23 protein-coding genes are annotated in these 20767 nt (G+C 72.1%); 17 read left to right on the forward strand and 6 right to left on the reverse strand.

What is annotated here, in order from left to right; all coding sequences use genetic code 11:
• Nucleotides 1-2 precede the first annotated feature (2 nt).
• Both ACFPFQ_RS44195 and ACFPFQ_RS44200 read right to left on the reverse strand, forming a co-directional pair.
• The gene (locus tag ACFPFQ_RS44195; RefSeq protein WP_379629266.1) at nt 3-1223 is read right to left on the reverse strand and encodes a CaiB/BaiF CoA transferase family protein; all 1221 of its coding nucleotides are present in this window, start codon (nt 1221-1223) and stop codon (nt 3-5) included.
• Nucleotides 1224-1309: 86 nt separating this feature from the next.
• Complete coding sequence (locus ACFPFQ_RS44200; RefSeq protein WP_379629267.1) at nt 1310-2317, reverse strand: AraC family transcriptional regulator; 1008 nt, start codon at nt 2315-2317, stop codon at nt 1310-1312.
• Nucleotides 2318-2583: 266 nt separating this feature from the next.
• Between ACFPFQ_RS44200 and ACFPFQ_RS44205 the strand changes: the two genes are divergently transcribed.
• Together ACFPFQ_RS44205 and ACFPFQ_RS44210 are read left to right on the forward strand one after the other, a co-directional pair.
• Entirely contained in the window at nt 2584-4074 is a 1491-nt protein-coding gene (locus tag ACFPFQ_RS44205; RefSeq protein WP_379629268.1) for an aldehyde dehydrogenase, read from the forward strand.
• Nucleotides 4075-4113: 39 nt separating this feature from the next.
• Nucleotides 4114-5292 carry an LLM class flavin-dependent oxidoreductase gene (locus tag ACFPFQ_RS44210; protein ID WP_379629269.1) on the forward strand — a complete coding sequence of 393 codons (1179 nt, stop codon included), beginning with the start codon at nt 4114-4116 and terminating at the stop codon, nt 5290-5292.
• 78 nt (nt 5293-5370) lie between these two features.
• On the opposite strand, the gene ACFPFQ_RS44215 is transcribed toward ACFPFQ_RS44210, so the two are convergent.
• Nucleotides 5371-5751 (reverse strand): MarR family winged helix-turn-helix transcriptional regulator, encoded by a 381-nt coding sequence (locus tag ACFPFQ_RS44215; protein WP_379629270.1) that lies wholly within the window; start codon nt 5749-5751, stop codon nt 5371-5373.
• Between the two features lie 72 nt (nt 5752-5823).
• Between ACFPFQ_RS44215 and ACFPFQ_RS44220 the strand changes: the two genes are divergently transcribed.
• On the forward strand, nt 5824-6228 hold the full coding sequence (locus ACFPFQ_RS44220) for a RidA family protein (RefSeq protein WP_379629271.1): 405 nt from the start codon (nt 5824-5826) through the stop codon (nt 6226-6228).
• Between the two features lie 14 nt (nt 6229-6242).
• On the opposite strand, the gene ACFPFQ_RS44225 is transcribed toward ACFPFQ_RS44220, so the two are convergent.
• Nucleotides 6243-6647: a tautomerase family protein gene (locus tag ACFPFQ_RS44225; protein WP_379629272.1), complete on the reverse strand. Its 405-nt coding sequence runs from the start codon at nt 6645-6647 to the stop codon at nt 6243-6245.
• 86 nt (nt 6648-6733) lie between these two features.
• Between ACFPFQ_RS44225 and ACFPFQ_RS44230 the strand changes: the two genes are divergently transcribed.
• Nucleotides 6734-7291 carry a CGNR zinc finger domain-containing protein gene (locus tag ACFPFQ_RS44230; protein WP_379629273.1) on the forward strand — a complete coding sequence of 186 codons (558 nt, stop codon included), beginning with the start codon at nt 6734-6736 and terminating at the stop codon, nt 7289-7291.
• A 221-nt stretch (nt 7292-7512) separates the two neighbouring features.
• Here ACFPFQ_RS44230 and ACFPFQ_RS44235 read toward each other — a convergent pair whose 3' ends face one another.
• Complete coding sequence (locus tag ACFPFQ_RS44235; RefSeq protein ID WP_379629274.1) at nt 7513-8988, reverse strand: carboxylesterase/lipase family protein; 1476 nt, start codon at nt 8986-8988, stop codon at nt 7513-7515.
• 297 nt (nt 8989-9285) lie between these two features.
• Here ACFPFQ_RS44235 and ACFPFQ_RS44240 point away from each other — a divergent pair, with 297 nt between their 5' ends.
• The 6 genes from ACFPFQ_RS44240 to ACFPFQ_RS44265 all read left to right on the forward strand — a co-directional run bounded on the left by ACFPFQ_RS44240 (nt 9286) and on the right by ACFPFQ_RS44265 (nt 11253).
• Nucleotides 9286-9525, forward strand: a complete 240-nt coding sequence (locus tag ACFPFQ_RS44240; RefSeq protein ID WP_379629299.1) for a helix-turn-helix domain-containing protein — start codon at nt 9286-9288, stop codon at nt 9523-9525.
• A gap of 25 nt (nt 9526-9550) precedes the next feature.
• Complete coding sequence (locus tag ACFPFQ_RS44245; protein ID WP_379629275.1) at nt 9551-9688, forward strand: hypothetical protein; 138 nt, start codon at nt 9551-9553, stop codon at nt 9686-9688.
• On the forward strand, nt 9682-10230 hold the full coding sequence (locus ACFPFQ_RS44250) for a hypothetical protein (protein WP_379629276.1): 549 nt from the start codon (nt 9682-9684) through the stop codon (nt 10228-10230). Before ACFPFQ_RS44245 ends, ACFPFQ_RS44250 begins: the two co-directional genes overlap by 7 nt.
• Nucleotides 10208-10477, forward strand: a complete 270-nt coding sequence (locus ACFPFQ_RS44255; RefSeq protein WP_379629277.1) for a cytochrome P450 — start codon at nt 10208-10210, stop codon at nt 10475-10477. The genes ACFPFQ_RS44250 and ACFPFQ_RS44255 overlap by 23 nt, the downstream gene beginning before the upstream one ends.
• A 69-nt stretch (nt 10478-10546) precedes the next feature.
• Nucleotides 10547-11032, forward strand: coding sequence for a DUF2975 domain-containing protein (locus ACFPFQ_RS44260; protein ID WP_379629278.1), 486 nt, complete (start codon nt 10547-10549; stop codon nt 11030-11032).
• Nucleotides 11032-11253, forward strand: a complete 222-nt coding sequence (locus ACFPFQ_RS44265) for a helix-turn-helix domain-containing protein (protein ID WP_379629279.1) — start codon at nt 11032-11034, stop codon at nt 11251-11253. Before ACFPFQ_RS44260 ends, ACFPFQ_RS44265 begins: the two co-directional genes overlap by 1 nt.
• Before the next feature lie 22 nt (nt 11254-11275).
• Here ACFPFQ_RS44265 and ACFPFQ_RS44270 read toward each other — a convergent pair whose 3' ends face one another.
• Nucleotides 11276-11767 carry a DUF4357 domain-containing protein gene (locus tag ACFPFQ_RS44270; RefSeq protein ID WP_379629280.1) on the reverse strand — a complete coding sequence of 164 codons (492 nt, stop codon included), beginning with the start codon at nt 11765-11767 and terminating at the stop codon, nt 11276-11278.
• A gap of 381 nt (nt 11768-12148) precedes the next feature.
• On the opposite strand from ACFPFQ_RS44270, the gene ACFPFQ_RS44275 reads away from it, so the two are divergent.
• From ACFPFQ_RS44275 to ACFPFQ_RS44305, 7 genes are all read left to right on the forward strand, one after another.
• Complete coding sequence (locus tag ACFPFQ_RS44275) at nt 12149-13006, forward strand: ABC transporter ATP-binding protein (protein WP_379629281.1); 858 nt, start codon at nt 12149-12151, stop codon at nt 13004-13006.
• Nucleotides 13003-14028, forward strand: a complete 1026-nt coding sequence (locus ACFPFQ_RS44280) for a FecCD family ABC transporter permease (RefSeq protein WP_379629282.1) — start codon at nt 13003-13005, stop codon at nt 14026-14028. The genes ACFPFQ_RS44275 and ACFPFQ_RS44280 overlap by 4 nt, the downstream gene beginning before the upstream one ends.
• A complete protein-coding gene (locus tag ACFPFQ_RS44285) occupies nt 14025-15110 on the forward strand; it encodes a FecCD family ABC transporter permease (RefSeq protein WP_379629283.1) in 1086 nt (361 codons plus the stop codon). Before ACFPFQ_RS44280 ends, ACFPFQ_RS44285 begins: the two co-directional genes overlap by 4 nt.
• 242 nt (nt 15111-15352) lie before the next feature.
• Nucleotides 15353-15613 carry an MbtH family protein gene (locus ACFPFQ_RS44290; RefSeq protein WP_379629284.1) on the forward strand — a complete coding sequence of 87 codons (261 nt, stop codon included), beginning with the start codon at nt 15353-15355 and terminating at the stop codon, nt 15611-15613.
• Between the two features lie 8 nt (nt 15614-15621).
• Complete coding sequence (locus tag ACFPFQ_RS44295) at nt 15622-17232, forward strand: amino acid adenylation domain-containing protein (protein ID WP_379629285.1); 1611 nt, start codon at nt 15622-15624, stop codon at nt 17230-17232.
• A gap of 4 nt (nt 17233-17236) precedes the next feature.
• On the forward strand, nt 17237-19612 hold the full coding sequence (locus ACFPFQ_RS44300) for a phosphopantetheine-binding protein (protein ID WP_379629286.1): 2376 nt from the start codon (nt 17237-17239) through the stop codon (nt 19610-19612).
• Between the two features lie 84 nt (nt 19613-19696).
• Complete coding sequence (locus ACFPFQ_RS44305) at nt 19697-20734, forward strand: ABC transporter substrate-binding protein (RefSeq protein ID WP_379629287.1); 1038 nt, start codon at nt 19697-19699, stop codon at nt 20732-20734.
• The last annotated feature ends 33 nt before the right edge of the window (nt 20735-20767 follow it).

The following is a 20767-nucleotide window of genomic DNA, read 5'->3' on the forward strand; positions in this document are numbered from 1 at the left end:
CGTCAGATGACGCCGTCGGCGGTGAGCGCCGCCAGCTCGCCTTCGGTCAGGCCGAGCAGGTCGCCGAAGACCTCCGCGTTGTGTGCACCGGGCGTCGGCGGCCCCGCCCACCGCACCGATCCCGGTGTGCGGTCGAGCTTCGGGACCACCCCCGGCCCGAGCACATCGCGGTCGATGGCCAGGTCGTGGTGGGGCACCAGCATGTCGCGGGCTCGGAACTGCGGATCGTCGACGACCTCGGCCACGGTGTTGACGGGCCCGACGACCACCCCGGCCGACTCCAGGATCGCGGTGAGCATGGCGGTGTCGTGGCGCGCCGCCCACTCCGCGACGATGGCGTCGATCGCATCCTGGTTGCGGCCACGCGCGGTGTGGGTGGCGAACCGCGGATCGGTGACGAGGTCGTCGCGGTCCATGGCCGCGCACAGCCGGGCGAAGACGGTGTCCTGGTTGGCGGCGATGATCAACCACCGGTCGTCGGCGCAGCGGTAGAGGTTCGACGGGGCAAGGCCTTCGAGGCGCGTGCCGCCCGGTCCGCGCACCAGTCCGGTGGCGGAGAAGTCGGGGATGGTGGACTCCAGCATCGCCAGGCACGACTCGGCGAGGGAGACGTCCACCACCTGGCCACGCCCGCCCGGACGCTCGCGGGCCAGCAGGGCGGTCAGGACACCTTGCGCGGCGAACATCCCGGCGAGCGAGTCACCGATCGACAGTGCTGCGCGCGGCGGCGGGCCGCCGGGGAACCCGTTGAGGTGCCGCATCCCGCTGACACCCTCGGCGACCGACGCGTAGCCGGGACGGCGGCTGTGCGGCCCGGTCTGGCCGTAGCCGGAGACCCGCGCGAGCACGAGCCGCGCGTTGCGGTCGCTCAGCACGTCGTAGCCAAGGCCCCACTTCTCCAGCGTGCCCGGCCGGAAGCTCTCGACGACGACGTCGGCGGTGGCGACGAGCTCCAGGAAGATCTCCCGGCCACGCTCGCCGCGCAGGTCGAGGGTGATGCAGCGCTTGTTGCGGGCGTGCACCGTCCAGAAGAAGTGGTGGCCGTCGAGCTCGGCCTGACCCCAGTCACGCAGCGGATCCGGGCGGTCGGGCGCCTCGATCTTGATGACGTCGGCGCCGTGGTCGGCGAGCAGGCGGCCGCAGAACGGTCCGGCTATGAGCGTGCCGAGTTCGAGGACCCGGTAACCGGTCAGCGCGGGGAGGGTGGGCTCGTCGTCGGACACGGATCGACAGTAGGAAACCGTGGGCACGGGCGCTATCCGGTCGCGGCACCCGACTATCCGTCCGGACTACCCGGTCGGCTGCCCGGTCAGCTGCGCAGCGTCTCGCGGGGCAGCTCGCCGAACCGCTCCCGGTACTGCTGGGCGAAGCGGCTCTGGTGCAGGAACCCCCACCGGACGGCCACGTCCGTGACGCGCGTCACCGCCGGGTCGCCGCGCTGCAGCTCCTCGCGCACGATGTCGAGCCGGATCCGGCGCAGGTAGCTCATGGGGGACTCGCCCAGCGCCTGCTGGAACGTGGCGTGCAGGGTGCGGACGCTCATGCAGCCGGCGCGGGCGAGCTCCTGCGGGGACAACGGCTCGTCGGCGTGCTGCTGCATGTACTCCAGCACCGGTGCCAGCCTGCCGTGGCGGGCGGGCTCGGCCGGGGCCGTCAGGTCGTCGGTGAACTGGTGACGGCCGGCGTGCAGCAGCTGTGTCATGACGAAGGCCTCGAGGTGCTCACGCGCCAGTGGCATGTCGGCGAGGCCGCCGGGCCGGTCGAGCTCGTGGGCGAGGAACTCGACGGACCGCAGCAGCGTGCTGCCCTGCGCCGTGGTGAGGTCGAGCCCGAACTCGAAGTCGACGACGTCGTGGATGGGACGTCCGAGCAGGTCACCCAGGTGGTTCTCCAGGCTGCGGCGCGGGATCTTGAGGATCAGCTGCTCGGCGTCGGGTGACCAGCGCACGGTGTTGCGCTGGTCGGGGACCAGGACGATGCCCCTGCTGCCGCCCCGCGTGGTGGCGCGGCCGCCGTCGGTGCGATCGGCGTACGTGCTGCCCCGCAGGGTGAGGTTGACGTGGTAGCAGTCCTCGGTCGGGGGCATGACCAGCCGTGCGGCGGTGCGGTAGGTGAGGTAGCCCAGCGTGAAGACACGGTCCGTCACGGCGTTGAGCACCATCGCGATGCGGTCGCTCGGGGCCGTGAGCTCGTGCGCCAGGTAGACGCGCGTGACGGCGTCCCTGGCCTCCTCGAGGCTCTCGGTGCCCAGCACCGGGAACCTGGCCAGCGCGGTGGCGGGGTCCGGATCGATCGTGGAGCCGGGGAGTGCGCTCATCTCGACACCTCCTCGTGTCGGGCCGCCGGTGGTGCTCGCAGCCTTCGCAGATCCCGACCCTATGCGCGGCGACCGCGCCCTACCAGCCGATGAGTGCAGCGCGATATCCGCTCAGCGCGACCGTGTGGCCCCCGTCCGCGGATCTGCGCTGAGGGGATCCAGGGGCGCAGCCGGCGGATATCGCCGGAACCCGGCCCCTCCTTAGCGTCGGGCCGCATCAGCTGCTGCCTCCCGGAGCAGACCTGATACCGACGAAGGAGAGGCCGATGTCGCCCGCCCCCACCGCGCAGGTCGAGGAATTCAAGCTGTTCATCCACGGCAGGTCCGTCGACGCGCGTTCCGGCAAGAGTTTCGACTCGCTGAACCCGTACACCGGCGGCGTCTGGGCACGGCTGGCCGACGGCGGCCCCGAGGACGTCGACGACGCCGTCGCGTCCAGCCGGACCGCGTTCGACGGGGAGTGGGGAGCCATCACCGGCTTCCAGCGCGCCGCGATCATGCGCCGCTGCGGAGACGCGATCGCCGCCAACGCCGAGCGCCTCGCCCGGCTCGAGGTGAACGACTCCGGCAAGCTGCTGCGCGAGATGCTCGGCCAGCTCCAGGCGCTGCCGCAGTGGTACTACTACTTCTCCGGGCTGGCCGACAAGCTCGAGGGCCGCACGGTGCCGCCGGTCAACCCCAACTACTTCGGCTACACGCGGCGCGAACCGGTCGGCGTCGTCGGCGCGATCACCCCGTGGAACTCCCCGCTGCTGCTGCTGACGTTCAAGCTGGCTCCGGCGCTCGCCGCGGGCTGCACGATGGTCGTCAAGCCGTCGGAGCACGCGCCTGCCTCGACGGTCGCCTTCGCCGAGGTGCTGCACGAGGCCGGGTTGCCCGCAGGCGTGCTGAACGTCGTCACGGGCTGGGACCGTTCCACCGGCGAGTCGCTGGCGCAGCACACCGGCGTCGACAAGATCGCGTTCACCGGGTCGTCGGCGACGGGGGCGAAGGTCGCGCAGGCGGCCGTCGCCAACTTCAACCGCGTCACGCTCGAGCTCGGCGGCAAGAGCCCGCAGATCGTCTTCGCCGACGCCGACCTCGACGCGGCCGCCAACGGGCTCGTCGCCGGTGTCTTCGCCGCCACCGGGCAGACCTGCATGGCCGGTTCGCGCCTGATCGTCCACGCCGACGTCCACGACGAGCTGGTGGCGAAGGTGGTGGCCAGGGCTAACGCGATCAAGCTCGGCGACCCCACCGAGGCCGACACCGAGATGGGCCCCGTGGCCAACCGGCCGCAGTACGAGAAGGTCCTCGGCTACCTGGCCGGTGCCGCGAGCGAGGGCGCCACGTTCGCCTGCGGTGGTGAGCCCGACGCCGAGCGCGGCGGGTTGTTCGTCAAGCCCACCGTCGTCACCGGCGTCGGGCCCGACAGCACGATCGTCCGCGAGGAGGTGTTCGGGCCGGTGCTCGCGGCCTACACCTTCACCGATGAGGATGAGGCGCTGAAGCTGGCCAACGACACGCCCTACGGGCTGGCCGGGGCGGTGTGGACGAAGGACGTGCACCGCGCGCACCGCGTCGCGGCCAAGCTCCGCGCGGGCACCGTCTGGATCAACGCCTACCGGGTGATCGCCCCGAACATGCCCTTCGGCGGGTACGGCGCGAGCGGTATCGGCCGGGAGAACGGCATCGACGCGATCGGTGAGTACACCGAGAACAAGTCCGTGTTCGTCGAGCTCACCGGCGGCACGCGCGACCCGTTCCAGCTCGGCTGAGCCCGCCTCCCCTTTCCAGGACAAGCGAAGGAGTCCGCCATGACCGTCACCGCCAACGAGCGCCTCGGCCTCGCCCCCACCGACCCGCGACCCGTCGAGGAGACGGCGCCGCTGGTCGACCGCACGCAGACCAACCCGCTGTTCGGCGACCAGAAGATGAAGCTGGGGCTCTTCGGCACCAACTGCTCGTACGGGCTGATCATGAGCCACGCCCCGAGCTCCTACAAGATCACCTGGGAGCACACCAAGGAGATCGCGCGGCGCGCCGACCAGCTCGGTTTCGACGTCATGGTTCCCGTCGCCCGCTGGAAGGGCTTCGGCGGCTCGACGAACTTCAACGGCAACTGCTTCGAGACCTACGCCTGGGCGGCCGGGATCGCCGAGGCCACCGAGCGGATCGGGATCGCCGCCACGTCGCACCTGCCGACGGTGCACCCGATCGTCGCCGCGAAGTCCGCCACCACGATCGACCTGATCTCCAGCGGCCGGTTCGCGCTCAACCTCGTCATGGGCTGGGTGCCGCCGGAGATGGAGATGTTCGGTGGTGAGCAGCGCCAGCACGACGAGCGCTACGAGTTCGGCCAGGAGTGGATCGACTTCGCGCTGAAGCTGTGGACCGAGCCGGGCTCGTTCGACATGGACACCAAGTACTTCCAGGGCCACGACATCGAGGCCTATCCCAAGCCGCACCAGGCCCCGCGGCCCGCGCTGATCAACGCCGGCAACTCGCCGCGCGGCATCGAGTTCTCCGCGAAGAACGTCGACATCAACTTCGCCTCGCTCGACACGCTGGAGAACATCAAGAGCTACACGACCGCGCTCAAGGAGAAGGCGCGCACCGAGTACCAGCGCGAGATCAAGGCGATGACCTACGGCCTCGTCGTCTGCCGCGACACCGAGGAGGAGGCCAAGGCCGCCTTCCAGCAGGTCGTCGACGAGGGTGACTGGGGCGCGGCAGGCAACGTCATCAAGATCGCCGGGTCGGGCGCGAGCCAGTCCTTCGACCACGCGGTCAAGGAGATGCAGGAGCGCTTCATCGCCGGCTGGGGCGGCTACCCCATCGTCGGCACCCCGGAGCAGGTCACCGAGGAGCTGGGCAACCTCAGCGACGCCGGCATGGAAGGCATGATCTTCGGGCTCATCGACTACAACGAGGAGCTCAAGTACTTCGGCGAGAAGGTCATGCCGCTGCTGAAGGAAGCGGGCCTGCGCCACTGACCCAACCCGACGTCGCACACCCGCACGTGTCCTCGCACGGCGTGAAGCCTCTGCGAGGACCTGCGAGGGTGTGCGACGTCAGCCGGTGGAGAGCGTGACCACCACCGGCCCCAGCGCCTTCTGCAGCGACTGCCGGTACAGCCCGTCGACCTCCGCGCGGCGCTCCCGGCCCCGGTCGGTGATCACCGTGTAGACGCCGCGCCGGTCGTCGGGGCACAGGTCGCGCCGGGTGAGGCCGTCGCGCTCCAGCCTGGCGACGAGCCGGCTGACCGAGCTCTGGTTGAGGCCGATCTCGGCGGCGAGCTCCTGCATGCGCAGCTCGCCGCCTGCTGCGGCTTCCAGCCTGCAGAGCGCCCGGTACTCCGACGGGCTGAGCCCGTGGCGCTGCAGTGCGCGGCCCAGCTCCTGCTCGACCCGCGCATGCAGCGCGACGACCTGGTCCCACTGCTCGGCGTCCATGCGTCCTCCTTGACACACCATAGCCTGCATGTCCATCATCTGCATGTACATGCATGCAAATATGGAGGTGCCATGGCGACCATCGAACGCATCGCGACCACGCCCGACTGGTACGAGCCGTACAAGATCTCGCAGGCCATCCGGGCCGGCGGCCTGCTGTTCCTGTCCGGGCAGGCCGGCATCGACGAGCGGGGTCAGACGGTGGCCGCGGACTTCCTGGCGCAGGGGCGGCAGGCCTTCGCCAACATCGAGCGCGTGCTCGCGGTGACCGGTGCCGGGATGCGTGACATCGTGAAGGTGACGATCATGGTCCGGGACATGGCCGCGCACCTGGAGCAGGTGATCCAGCTCCGCGGCGAGTTCCTGGCCCAGCCCTATCCTGCCGACACGCTGATGGAGGTGTCGTCGCTCGCCCAGCCGGACTGGCTGATCGAGGTGGACGTCGTCGCCCTCGACCCCGTCGTCGCGGTGGGGTGACGGCGGGCGGCCGGTCAGTCCTTCGTGACGGGGTCGTCGAGCCGCCGCTGCGCCTGAGTGACGCCGTTGTAGCCGTAGGCGTTGCCGTCCAGTTCGATGAGCGCGACGTAGACGGCATCGGGCAGGGCGCCGAGGGTGTCCCGGATCGTGGTGTAGGCCTCGCGGACGAACGCCGACTTCTCCTCCGGCGTGTTGGTGCCTGCGGTGATGCTGACCTCGAGGTGGGCGCCCGTCGCCGCGGTGACGTGGTCGCCGCCGACGTACCACTGCTGCGGGCTGGTCAGGTTGACGTGGGTGACGACCACCTCCGGCTCCTTGTCGAGCACGTCGACGAGGAGCTTGCTGATGCCCCGGACCAGGTCGTGCTGGACCTCGGTGGGCGTCGCGGGGTCGGCGATGGTGATGCGGGCGAACGGCATGGCGGCCTCCGGGTTCGATGTGTAATGGGTGAAGGCATTACACGCCGAGATCCTGTAATGTGTCAAGGCGTTACGGAGGTGTGCTGATGACCCGGTTCCCGAAGCCGACCGATCGCCCCAGCCTCAACCTCGTGGCCACCGTCGGTAGCCGGTTGAGCGACGACCCGGTCGATCGGCTGGAGCGGCCCGCCGACCTCGCTGCCTGGCTGGCCGCCGAGGGGCATGCCGACCTGGTCGTCGACGATGCGGCACTGGTGGACGCGCGTGCCCTGCGCGAGGCGATCCACCCGCTGCTCGTCGCGGCCTGGGCCGGCGCGCCGCCGCCGGAAGCGGCCGTTGCGGCCGTGAACGCGAGCGCGACCGCGCATGCCCCGCGGCTGCGCTGGGACGGCACCGGGTTCACCGTCGAACGGTCCGATGGAGTGGGCGCTGCGCTGAGCGCCATCGCCGCGGACGCGGTGCGGCTGCTGAGCGGCCCGGACGCGTCGCGGTTGCACCAGTGCGAATCCGAACCCTGCGCCACGTTCTTCCTGGCGCCGACCTCGGCCCGGCCTCGGCGCTGGTGCTCGCCGGACGTGTGCGGCAACCGCGCCCGGGTCGCCGCCCACCGGCGCCGGTCCCACCCCACTACGCCCGGTGGCTGACCGCGGCGGGCCCCGCGCTGGCCCGTTGCAGGAAGGTGGCAGTGGCCCTCCCGCAAGAAATTGCGGCAAGGCCTTCCTGCAACGCGAGGGCCGGGCGCGCGCCGGGCGAGTGATCAACGCGCACAGGTTCCGGTTGGATCATGAGCCAGTGCGCGCTCGACCACCGGCACGAAGATCAACGCCCACTGGGTCATGGTCAACACCGAACCGGTGGGCGTTGATCACCCCAGCGTGAAGCGGTGAGCTACCCCCACCAGGTCCAGCACGCCGAACCGCTGGTCCCGCCAGATCCGGCGGGACCGGTCCTCGGGGTACCGGGCGACCGTCGACACGGTGTCGTAGATCCGGGTGCTGCGCTCCTGCGGCCGGTAGCGGTCCCAGCCGGGCTCCCCGGTGGCCGCGAACGACACGTGTTCGGCGCGCATGAGTCTCGACAACCGGTGGGCCTGCGCGAGGACGTCCGGCCCGGCCTCCGTCAGCCCGGTGTTGATGTGGGCGGTGCCGAACACGAGCAGTGTGTCCAGGCCGTGGGAGGCGCCGGCGTCCCCGAACCCCCAGCACAGCTCGTAGAGCCACACCCGCGCCCCGCCCGCGTGGGCCGCCTCGGCGAGGTGCACGGCGGCCATCCGGAACAGCCAGTCCGACAGGGCCGTGTCGCGCAGTTCCACATCGGACAGTGAGGGGTGGGCCGCCCGGTAGCGGTGCGCGCCCGGGGTCGGTGTCAGGCCGTCGATGAGCGTGTCGACGCCGGCTCCGTCGACGGCACCGAGCCTCCTGGCGAGGAGGCTGAACTCGTCACGGGTGTGGCCGACGAGCAGTTCGACGTCGCGCGCCGCGCCGGCAGCGAGCCCGGCCCAGGGGTCGACGGGCAGGACGTCGCCGTCCACGACAGGGGAGAACGGCGTGGGTGTGTGGGCGACGGCGCCCCACCGGTCGGTCAGCCGGGGGAGCCGGGCCGTCACCGTCCGCGCCGCCTCGACGAGGTCGTCGGGGGCGAGCCCGGTGAGGTCGTCGACCCGCGGCGAGCGGCCGAGCTCCGCGGTGATCTCGGTGGCGATGTCGGTGGCGAGTGCGGGGGTGAAGTAGGTCTCCGGGATGCTCTGCAGGACGGCGCGGCGGAACAGCCCGGACGCTGCCGGCATCACCAGCAGCGCGGCGATCGAGCCTGCTCCCGCGGACTGGCCCAGCACGGTGATGCCGCCCGGGTCGCCGCCGAAGGCCGCGATGTTGTCGTGCACCCAGCGCAGCGCGGCGAGCTGGTCGAGCAGGGCGCGGTTGTCCGGCGCGCCGTCGAGCCGGGCGAAGCCCTCGAACCCGCTGCGGTAATGGGCACTGACCACGACCACCCCGGAGCCGGCGAGCGTCGCGCCGTCGAGGTGGGGGTTGGACGCGTCGCAGTTCAGGTAGCCGCCACCACTGATCCAGACGATGACCGGTAGTCCGGTTCGACCGGGATCGGGCGTCCAGACGGCGAGGCTCAGCCAGTCGTCGCCCGCCAGTGGACGGCTCGGCTGCGGCGGGGGAGGGCCGAACCGGGTGACGTCGCGCACACCGTCCCACGGCACCGGCGGCTGCGGAGCGGCGAAGCGGTGGGGCCCGACCGGGGGCGCGGCGAAGGGGATGCTCCGGAAGATCGCCACCCCGTCCTCGAGGCGTCCGCCCACCGTCCCCGCCGACGTCTGCACCTGAACGCTCATGATCTGCACCCTCGCACCACCCGCGGGCCCGGTCACGTGAATGCGCGTGATCTCCGGCTTCCCGCGTCCTACGATCGCCGCCATGCCCTACCGGGAGAGCGCACCGCCCGCGGATCTGGCGGGTGACGTCGCGCGCGTCTGGGTTCGGCAGGGGTCGGGTCCCGTGCCGCGCGCGCTGCCCGTCCCGGCCGTCGACCTGCTGGTGCTCGACGGCGGTCGCGTGCTCGTCGCGGCGCCCGAGCTCACGGCCCGCGAGGGTGATCTGCCACCGGGTGGGGGACGTACGCGGCTCGCCAGCTGCGGCGACGGTTCGACGCGGCGGTCGGCCTGGCACCCGAGGAGTACCTGCGCGTGGCCCGGCTGCACGCCGTGCTCGGCGCGGCGCGACGCGCGGCCACACCGGACTGGGCGCGGATCGCCGCCGAAACCGGCTTCTACGACCAGCCGCACCTGCTCGGCGAGTTCCGCCGCACCGTCGGCTGCTCGCCCGATGCGCTGATCCGGGCAGGCGATGACCGATTTCTCCACGACCGCTGACCGGTCCACCAACAGACTCGGCGGCATGACCGACCATCCTGCCGAGGAGATCTTCGACTGGCACGAGAACGTCGCCGTCGACGGCGCCACAACCCCGTCCGGTTCCTCGAACCGCTGGGCGCCTGGCTGGTACACGGCCACGCCGACGTCGACCGGGTGCTGACCGAGTACCGGGTCTTCTCCTCCGACGAGCTGCGCCACAGCGCGCAGGAGGTGCCGCATCGGGACAACCCGGTGCTGCGGACGCTCGTCACGACCGACCCGCCGCGCCACCACGTGCTGCGTCGCATCGTGAGCAGGGCGTTCACCCCGCGGTCGATCGCTGCGCTGGAGGAGCGGATCGCCGCGACGGCTCACGAACTGCTCGACCGGGCCGGACCGCGCCTCGACGTCGTCGAGGGCTTCGCCTACCCCCTTCCGATCGCGACGATCGGCGCACTGCTCGGCGTCGAGGCCGCCCGACAACCCGACCTCGTGCGATGGACCGAGGCGATCACGTCCTTCGCCGGCTCCTTCGCCGCGGACGAGCGCCGCCGGGCGGCGTTCGCGGCAGCGGTCCGCGGTCTCGGCACCTACCTGCGTGACGTGGTCGAGCAGCATCGCCGCCACCCGACGGACGACGTCATCGGCGCGCTGATCGCGGCGGAGCCCGACGGCACGCGGCTGAGCACCGGTCGTCGCCATGATCGTCTCGGCCAACCGTGACCCGCGGGTGTTCCCGCGGCCGCACGCGTTCGACATCGGCCGGGACCCGAACCCGCACCTGTCGTTCGGTCACGGCGTCCACTTCTGCCTCGGCGCGCACCTCGCGCGCCGGGAGGTGCGGATCGCGGTGGGGGCCCTGCTGGCCCGGCTGCCGGGCGAGTGGTCACTGCCTTCCGAGCTGTTCCGGACGGAGCGGACGCCCGTCGGCATCGACGTCACGGGGGTCACCGTGGAATCGGGCGGCTGACCGGCGACGCTTGCTCAATCTATCGAAAATCGATAGATTCGCATCGTCATTCGATGGGAGGTGGGGGTCATGGGGAAGCTGACCGTGCATGCGCTGCGGGTGGTGCTCGTGCTCGTGTTCACCGGTGCCGTGTTCGTGCAGGCCATGATGGTCGTGGCGCTGGCCACGAAGGCGGACGACGGGTCGCTCCCGCTGACCGCGCTGCGTGTCGTCACGATCCTGGGCATGGTGACGGTCGAGGTCGCGCTGTTCTGCGTGTGGCGGCTGGTGACGATGGTGCGGCGTGGAACCGTGTTCTCCCACGCCGCCTTCCGGTACGTCGACATCGTGATCGGCGCGATCGTGGCGGCTGCGCTCGTGTGGTTCGCGGTCACCGTCATCAACGCGCCGGGCCAGCGGGACGACCCGGGCGTCACCCTCATCATGGGCGGGATCGGCGTGGCCATCCTGGGGGTCGCGCTCATCGTGCTCGTGCTGCGGATGCTGCTCGCCAAGGCCGTCGCACGCGACGGCGAGGCGGCGCAGCTGCAGGCCGAGCTGGACGAGGTGATCTGATGCCGATCACCGTCGACATCGACGTGATGCTGGCCAGGCGGAAGATGTCGGTGGGCGTGCTCGCCGATCGCGTGGGCATCACGCCTGCCAACCTGGCGGTGCTCAAGAACGGCCGGGCCAAGGCGGTGCGCTTCGCGACGCTCGCTGCGCTCTGCGAGGTGCTCGAGTGCCAGCCGGGCGACCTGCTCCGCTGGGAGGCCGGCAACGGTACGGGCGGCTGATGCGAGTGATCAACGCGGACGGTCAGAGGGCTACGGAGCCATTTGGCGAGCCATCGACACCTTGCTGCTGCCACGCGCCGTAGGTCGTGCCATCGGCCAGCTTCCGGTCGAGGCGGCCGTTGACCGGACGTCCCACGACCACAGCGGCGGCGGCACTGGGGCTGGCGAGGACCTGGTCCCTGGCAAATTGCACCTTCGTGCCGTCGGGCAGCGGACGCAGCGTCTGATCCTGCTCGAGCTGTTCGCGAAGCCTGCGGTAGCCATCGGTCGGCGTGCCGGTCCAGGCGTGCCGCGCAAACGACCCCTGGTCGACGATGAACTCACCGTCGACCTCGCGTGCGGAGGCCGTGATGCCCTCCTTGAGGAGCGTCAGCGTGAACGTGGGCGAGGATGTCGGCCCTGTCAGGGCGCCGTCCGTCGCCAGCGGTTCTGCGATTGCTGTTGCGACCGAACGAAGGATGTTGATCCCGAGTACTGGGAGAACGATTCGTGCCTGGGCGATGAAGTAGTCCATGTCGGACACGTCTGCCTCCGGCAACGAGGCCTGAGGTGACGTGGTCGGTGGCCGGGAGTGATGCGGTGACATCCGGGCGGGCCGAGTCGATCATGGAGTCCTCGGCCTCAGCTCGAGTGGCGGCCGAGAGCAGGCTTCGCCTACCCGCGCGATCGCGGGCGGGCAGTGCCGTTCGCTCGACACCCGGGGAACGTCGCACCGAGTTCGCCGAACCCCCACGGGCCCGGCCACGCAGCCTGCAATCGGAGCGGCCCACCGGCCACCTGCTTGGCGTCTGGCCCCCATCTGGGGGTCTCGCTGGACCACGTCGGTGCCTGCCGGTGACAGACGATCCCTCCAAAGGTGGGTTAGCCTAACCTCGCCCGGCACGGAGGAGATGCGATGTTCGAGACGCACGGCCCACGCGTGCGGGGGGAGGACCTCACCCTCTCCTACGACCAACGCACCGTCGTCCACGAGCTTTCGGTGAAGATCCCGGACACCGGGTTCACCGTCATCGTCGGCCCGAACGCCTGCGGGAAGTCGACGCTCCTCAAGGCGCTCGCCCGGATCCTGAAGCCGGTCTCGGGTGCGGTGTACCTGGATCACCAGCTGATCGAGAGCTACTCCACCAAGGAGGTCGCGCGCCGGATCGGGCTGCTCCCGCAGACCTCGATCGCGCCGAGCGGGATCACGGTCGGCGGTCTGGTGTCGCGGGGTCGCTACCCCCACCAGCGGCTGCTGCGCCAGTGGTCGCCGCAGGACGAGTCGGCCGTCTCCGCGGCGCTGGAGCTGACCAACACCGCAGACCTCGCCGAGCGGTTCGTCGACGAGCTGTCGGGCGGGCAGCGACAGCGGGTGTGGTTGGCGATGGTGCTCGCGCAGGAGACGCAGGTGCTGCTGCTCGACGAGCCCACCACCTACCTCGACATCGCCCACCAGATCGAAGTGCTGGACCTGTGCGCCGAGCTGCACGAAGAGCGTGGCCGCACGCTCGTCGCGGTGCTGCACGACCTCAACCAGGCATGCCGCTACGCCACCCACCTCATCGTGATGCGGGAGGGGCGGGTGCTCTCGGAGGGCCCACCCGAGGTGATCGTCGACGCGGAGCTGGTGCAGGAGACGTTCGGCATCGCGTGCCGGGTGGTGCCGGATCCCGAGTCGGGCACGCCGATGGTGGTGCCGCGCTGGCGGGGCCGACCGGATGCGCCGCAGGAACTCCGCCGCACCGGCGGGCTCGACGCCTCTCGCGTCTCGTGACCGTAGCGACACCCCGCGCCGGCACGAGCATCGTCGCTGCCCGGTCCGCGGGCCTTCTCGTGGCCATCGCCGTACTGGTGCTGCTCTGCCTGGTCGGCCTGGCCGTCGGCGCCAAGTACATCCCGATCGGGGTGGTGTGGCACGCACTGTGGCGCGATGACGGCTCCGACGACGCGTTCCTCGTACTCGACGGCCGCGTGCCACGCACCCTGCTCGGACTCGGCGTCGGCGCGGCGCTCGGCCTCGCCGGCGCGCTGATGCAGGCACTCACCCGCAACCCCCTCGCCGACCCCGGCCTGCTCGGTGTCGACATCGGGGCGTCGGCCGCGGTCGTCGTCGCCATCGGGGTGCTCGGGGTGACGGCCCCCGCCGGCTACGTGTGGTTCGCGTTCGCGGGAGCAGGTGGGGCCGCGGTGCTGGTCTACCTGCTCGGCGCGACCGGTCGGGTCGTCTCGCCCGAACGCACGATCCTCGCCGGCGCCGCGATCAGCTCGGCCTTCGGGGCGTTCGTCTCCGCCGTGCTGCTGCTGTCCCCCGAGACGTTCGACTCGTTCCGCTTCTGGGCGGTCGGCTCGCTGGCCGGGCGGACGATGGACATCGTCGTGGCGCTGGGGCCGTTCCTCGTGGTCGGCGTGCTGCTGGCGCTGAGCCTCGGCCCCGCCCTCAACGCACTCGCGCTCGGTGACCAGGTCGGCGCCGCACTGGGTGTGCGCGTCGGTCGGACCCGCCTGCTCACGGCGCTCGCGGTCACCCTGCTGTGCGGCTCGGCCACCGCGGCGATCGGGCCGATCGGCTTCGTCGGTCTCACCGTCCCGCACGCCGCCCGGATGATCGTCGGCCCCGACCAACGCTGGGTGCTCGCGTACTCGCTGGTGCTGGCTCCCGTGCTCCTGATCGGCGCCGATGTGCTCGGCCGGGTCGTGCTGCCCTCCGGTGAGCTCCAGGTCGGCATCGTCACGGCCGTACTGGGCGCGCCGGTCTTCCTCGTGCTGTGTCGCCGCCGACGGATCGCGCAGCTGTGAGCGCCCCGACCCGGATCAGGCCCACCAGGACGGCCCCGCGCAGGAACCGGACGTTGCGCCTGTTCGGTGGTGGCGTCTCGCTGCGGTGGGAGGTGCGGGCGGCCCTGACGGTGGTGGGCCTGCTGCTCGTGCTGGTGCTGCTCGGGGTGGCGGCCCTGCTGACCGGCGCGGTGGCGATCCCGCCGTCCGAGGTGCTCGCGGGCCTGCTCGGGCACGGGAGTCGGAGCACCGACTACGCGGTGCTCGGGCTGCGCCTACCCCGGCTGGCCACCGGGATCGTCGTCGGAGCCGCGCTCGGGATCAGCGGAGCGATCTTCCAGACGGTCTCGCGGAACCCGCTGGGCAGCCCGGACATCATCGGGTTCACCACCGGTGCGGCGTCCGGCGCCATCGTCGCCATCCTGGTCTGGGGATCGGGTGGCGGGTCGAGCGTGACGTCGTCGGCGGCGGTCATCGGTGGCCTGGTGACGGCCGTGATCGTGTACGGGCTGGCGTACCGCCGTGGGGTGGACGGCTTCCGGTTGATCCTCACCGGCATCGGGGTCGGCGCGCTGCTGGCCTCGCTCAACGCCTACCTGATCACCCGGGCGCAGCTGCGCAACGCGCAGGAGGCGCAGGCCTGGCTGGTGGGCAGCCTCAACGGTCGGACGTGGGAGGACGCCTTCTGGGTCATGATGGCGCTGCTCGTCACGGTTCCGATCGCGCTGGGTCTCGGGCGTCGGCTGGCGATGCTGGAGATGGGGCCCGAGGCCGCGCGGGCCCGCGGGGTGCCGGTCGACGGGACGAGCCTGGTGCTGGTCGCCGTCGCCGTCGTGATGACCGCGGTGGCGACGGCCGCGACCGGTCCGGTGGCGTTCGTCGCGCTGGCCGCCCCGCAGCTGGCTCGCCGGCTCAGTCGCACCGAGGGCGCTGGGCTGGTCACCGCGGCCCTGATGGGTGCCGCCCTGCTCACCGCGAGCGACATCGTCGCCCAGCGCCTCGTGCCGTCCCGACCGCTGCCGGTCGGGATCGGGACGGCCGCGGTGGGCGGGGTCTACCTGGCCTGGCTGCTGGCGCGGGAGTGGCGTCGGGGCCGAACCTGACCCTCGGGGCAGGGCGAGTGCGGCGCAACCTCGCAGCCCCGTTCCCGACCTCGCATGCCGTTGCCAGTCCTCGCACACCGTCGGACGTGTGCGAGGACCTGCGACGGCGTGCGAAGTCGCCTCGGGGCAGTGGGGGAGATCGCTGAAACGGCCTAACCGGACCCGATCTTATTTGGATAGGCTAACCACTACTGAGGTCAACCAGTCATTGGCGTCCCCGGACGGTCACGAGGAGTAGAGCGATGTCCAGCAACCCGTTCGACGACGAGAACGGCGTGTTCTTTGCGCTCGTCAACGACGAGGGGCAGTACTCCCTCTGGCCCACCTTCGCCGAGGTTCCGGCGGGCTGGGTGATCGAGCACGGACCGCAGTCACGGGCGTCGTGCCTCGAGCACATCGAGACCAACTGGACCGACATGCGCCCGCGCAGCCTGGTCGAGCGCATGGAGCGTGACGAGAAGGCCCGCGCCGACGCCACGGGTCGCCCGACTCTGTCCGCGTAGTCGCGGCGATGAGTGGACCGACACCCCCCACCCCACCCGAGTACAGCAGCACCACGGCGGCTCCGACGCTCCCGGAGCTCTTCGCCGCCCGGGCCGGCCGCAACCCTGATGCCACCGCCGTTCTCGACGGCGAGCGCACGCTCACCTACGGCGAGCTCGACCGCCGCGCGGCGCGGCTCGCGCGGCGGCTCGTCGCGGCCGGTGCCGGTCCCGAGCGGATCGTCGCCATCGCCGTGGGGCGTTCCGTCGACCTCGTGGTGGCGATGCTCGCCGTGGTCCGCTCCGGGGCGGCGTACCTCCCGCTGGATCGCGCCTACCCGACGGCCCGCACGGCGTTCATGCTGGCCGACGCCGCGCCGGTGGCGGTGGTCGTCGACGACGCAGGCGCGCCGTCGGGGGCGGGTGGGGTGCCCACGGTCGCCGTGGCCGACCGGGAGCCACCCGCTGGGGTGCGGCTCGGTGCGGTCGACCCCGCCTCGCCCGCCTACGTCATCTACACGTCCGGCTCCACCGGCGCGCCGAAGGGCGTGCCGGTGCCCCACGCGAGCGTCGTCGCCCTGTTCGCGGCCACCCGGGAGATCTACGGCGTCGCGGCCGCCGACGTCTGGTCGTGCTGCCACTCCGCATCGTTCGACTTCTCGGTGTGGGAGATCTGGGGCGCGCTCGTCAGCGGTGGCGCCACGGTGATCCTGTCCAACGAGCTGACCTGGTCGCCGCGGGACCTGCTGGCGGCCTTCGCCCGGCACGGCGTCACGGTGCTGAGCCAGACGCCGTCCTCGTTCGACCGCCTGCTGGCCGCCGAGCAGGAGCGCGAGGTGGCAGGCGAGCCACCGCTCGCGGTGACGACGATCGTGTTCGGCGGCGAGGCGCTGGATCCCGCGCGGCTGCACGGGCGCCTCGCGACCCTTCCGCGGCTGGTCAACATGTACGGCATCACCGAGACGACGGTGCACGTCACGCACGTCGAGACCGGGCCGGGTGCGCCGCGCTCGGTCGGCTCGCCGCTGCCCGGCCTCACGGTGGTGTTGCGCGACGAGCGGCTCGCCCCCGTCGGACCGGACGCGATCGGCGAGATCTACGTCAGCGGCCCCCAGCTGGCCCGCGGTTATCTCGGACGGCCGACGCTCACCGCCACCCGGTTCGTCGCCGACCCCGACGGCGTCGGCGCCCGGGCCTACCGCGCGGGTGACCTCGCGGTCCGCGACGGCGGGTCGGGCGAGCTCGTGTTCGCCGGCCGCGCCGACGCCCAGCTCAAGGTGCGCGGGTTCCGCATCGAGCCCGGTGAGATCGAGGCCGTGCTGATCGTCCACCCGCGCGTCGCGGGCTGCGCGGTCACCGCGCAGCCGCTCGACGGCGGGGCGAGGGGGCTCGTCGCGCACGTCGTGGCGGCCGGCGCGCCGCTGGACGAGGGCGAGCTCACCGCGATCCGCGCGCATGCCGCCGACCGGTTGCCTGCGCACCTGGTGCCCGCTCTGGTCGTCCCGATCGCGGAGCTGCCGCTGACCCCCAACGGCAAGCTCGACCGGGCCGCGCTGTCGCCACCTGCCCCGGCCGCCGGCCGTCCCGACCGTCGCGAGCTCCTGCGCAGGCGGATCGCGGCCGCCTCTTCTCGAAGGTGAGTACATGAGCCAGTCCCTGCCGACCGCCGCCACCCTGCGGGCCGCCGTCGCCGCGCTCGTCGAGGAGGACCCCGACGAGCTGCACGACGACACCAACCTGATCGAGCTCGGCCTCGATTCGATCATGCTGATGCAGCTCGTCGCCGAGTGGCGCAGGGCAGGCCTCGCGATCACCGTCACGGAGCTCTCGCAGAACCCGACGCTCGGCGCGTGGGAGGGCGTACTGCTGGCCGCGGAGGCAGCGGAGGCGCCGGTACCCGCACCGGTGCGCGCCACCCGCAGCTCGTCGGCGGCCGAGCGGCCGTTGGGCCCGATGCAGCACGCCTACTGGGTCGGGCGCACCGAGGGGCAGCACCTCGGGGGCGTCGCCGCGCATCTCTACACCGAATTCGACGGGGCCGGCGTGGATCCCGACGCCCTCGCGGTGGCGCTGACCCGCCTCGTGCGCCGCCACGACATGCTGCGCCTGCGCGTGACCCCCGACGGCCGCCAGTCCGTCGGCCCGCTCCCCGAGCGCGTCGCCCCGACCGTGCACGACCTGCGCGATCGCTCCACAGAGGACGTCGCGGCCGAGCTCGCCGCGATCCGCGACCGGCTCTCCCACCAGGTGCTCGACATCGAGGCGGGCGAGGTGTTCTCGGTCGCGCTCAGCCTGCTGCCCGGCGGCCGGACCCGGCTGCACCTCGACGTCGACATGGTCGCCGCCGACGCCGTGAGCTACCGGATGCTCCTCGCCGAGCTGGCCACCGACCGCGAACTGCCCGCCCCGGGCTATGACTACGGCTCCTACCTCGCCGACCGGGCCGCGGTCGCCCGCCGCGACGGCGACCGGGAGTACTGGGAGCGCCGGCTGCCGGATCTCCCCGGTGCCCCCGCCCTGCCGACCGTCGCCGTCCCGGCCGGGACGGCCCCGTGGGTAGCCCGCCGCCACGTCCTGTTGCCGCCCGAGCGGCGGTCCGCGCTCGCCGCCGCCGCCGCACGCCACGGGCTGACCACCGCGGCGGCCGTCGCGACCGCGTTCGCCGAGACCGTCGGCCGGTGGAGCAGCGGGCCGCGGTTCCTGTTGAACGTGCCGCTGTTCGACCGCGAACCGCTGCACCCGGCCGTCGATGAGGTGGTGGGCGACTTCAGCAGCTCGGTGCTGCTGGAGATCGACCTCTCCGAGTCGGCGTCGTTCCTCGACCGGGCCCGCGCCGTGCAGCGGCGGCTGCACGCCGATGCGTCACACGCCGGGCACTCCGGCCTCGACGTGCTGCGTGACCTCACCCGGCGCGACGGTGAGCGGGCACTCGCGACGGTGGTGTTCACGAGCGCGCTGAGCCTGGGGGATCTGTTCGCCCCCGCCGTGATCGCGACGTTCGGCGAGCCGGTCTGGATCATCTCCCAAGGCCCCCAGGTGCTGCTGGACGCCCAGATCACCGAGCTCGGCGGCGGGATGCTGGTCAACTGGGACACCCGCGAGGAGATGTTCGCCCCCGGTGTGCTCGACGCGATGTTCACCGCGTTCCACACGCTGCTGGAGCGGCTCGCACAGGCTGAGGGCGCCTGGGAGCTGCCGGCCCCGGCCACGCTCGGTGCCGGGAGGCCGGTCGCGACCGGCGGCCGTGCGGTCGATCGCCGCGTCATCGACGGCCATGGCCACGACCGCCCCGACGGGGTGCTCGGAGCGGTCCTCGACTCCCACGGCGCGCCCACCGGGGAGCTCGGGATCCGCGGCGCCGACGGCACGGTCACGGTGCGCGGCCTGCTCGCCGAGCAGGTCGTGGTGCGCGGCGTCGCGGTGCTACCGGTCGACGTCGAGGAGGCGCTGCTGGCCGACGCCCGGGTGGCAGCGGCCGTGGCCGTGCTGCGGCCGGGCCGTCCGCCCGCGGCGCTGATCGTTGCGGCCGCGGGCGACGTCTCCGTCGAGTCGATCCGCAGCGACCTGCGCAGGCGAGCACCCGGCCACCTCGTCCCCGACGAGCTGCGCCTGGTCGCCGCACTGCCGGAGCGCGGTGCGGCACTCGCGCTGCTCGACGCCGCGGCGCCGGAGTCGGCGGCCGTCGCCCCGCGTACCGCCCTCGAACAGGTGATCGCCCGCGTGTGGGCGGAGGTGCTGCCGGTGCCCGAGTTCGGCGTGACCGACCGCTTCGTGTCGCTCGGCGGCGACTCGGTGCTCGCGGCATCGGTCGTCTCCCGGCTGCGGGAGACGCTCGACACCGACGTCGTGACGGTCCGAGCGCTGTTCACGGGGGAGACCGTTGCCGGCCTCGCCGGCCTGACCATCGACGCGGGGGGACCGCAGCTGGAAGACCTCGCCCACGTCGTGCTGGAGCTCATGGAGGAGATCGACGGTCTCTCCGACGAGGACGTGGCGGCGGCACTCGGCAGCGACCGATGACCGCGTTCCAGCCCTGATCCCGGGTTCGCGCCCGACGGCCGTTCGCGCCGCCACCGAACACCCGACACCCCCGGAGCACACCAGATGAACTCGTCGACGAGCCACCCGGCCGACCGCGGCCGAACACGCCACACCCGGCGCGGCAGCGGACCGCTCGCCGTGCTCGTTGCACCGCTGGTGGGCCTGCTCGTCGCCGCCTGCGGTGGCGGCGCAGCGCCCGCCGCGCCGGCGGCCCCGCCTGCGGCGGCTGCGTCGGCCACGGCCGACACGTTCCCGCAGACCCTGAAGAGCCCCTTCGGGGAGACGACGCTCCCCGCGGCGCCGAAGCGGGTCGTCGCGATCGGCGTGGCCGAGCGCGACACCACGCTGGCGCTCGGCATCGTGCCGGTCGCCGTCGGCGGGTACGGCCCGATCGATCCATGGTTCACCCAGAAGCTCGGCTCGGACCCGGCGGTCGAGAACCTCGAGATCACCGACGGCATCCCGTTCGAGAAGATCGCGAGCTTCACCCCGGACCTGATCATCACCGGCTGGGGCGACGAGGCCGCCTACAAGCAGCTCTCGGCCATCGCGCCGGTGCTCTGGCAGGTCAACGACTCGTTCAGCACGAAGTGGCGTGATCAGGTCACCACGATCTCGAAGGCGCTCGGCCGCTCCGCGCAGGGCGCCACGCTCGTCACCGACCTCAACGCGAAGATCAAGGCGACCGCCGCGGCCAACCCCGGCCTCGCGGGCAAGACGTTCACGTGGAGCACGTACGACCCGGGCCTGGTCAACCTCGTCGACCTGCCGACCGCCCCGGTCGTGCAGTTCCTCGCCGAGCTGGGTCTGAAGCTGAAGCCGGAGATCGCCGACCCGAAGAGCGTGTACTCGCGTGAGGTCAGCCCGGAGCAGCTCGCGACGATCGACGCCGACGTGATCATCATGTATCCGAGCTCCCCGGAGGCGAAGGCCGACCTCGAGCGGCAGCGCAACTGGCAGAGCCTCAGCGGGGTGACCAGGGGCGGTGCCGTCTTCCTCGACGACGCGCAGGCCAACGCGCTGAACTCGCCGACGCTGCTGTCCCTCCCGTTCGTACTGGACAACGTCACGCCGATGCTCGCCAAGACGACCAAGGGCTGACCCGCCGCCCGGCACAGCCCCTCGATCCGGCGT

This window comes from Pseudonocardia sp. GCM10023141 (genome assembly GCF_042653605.1).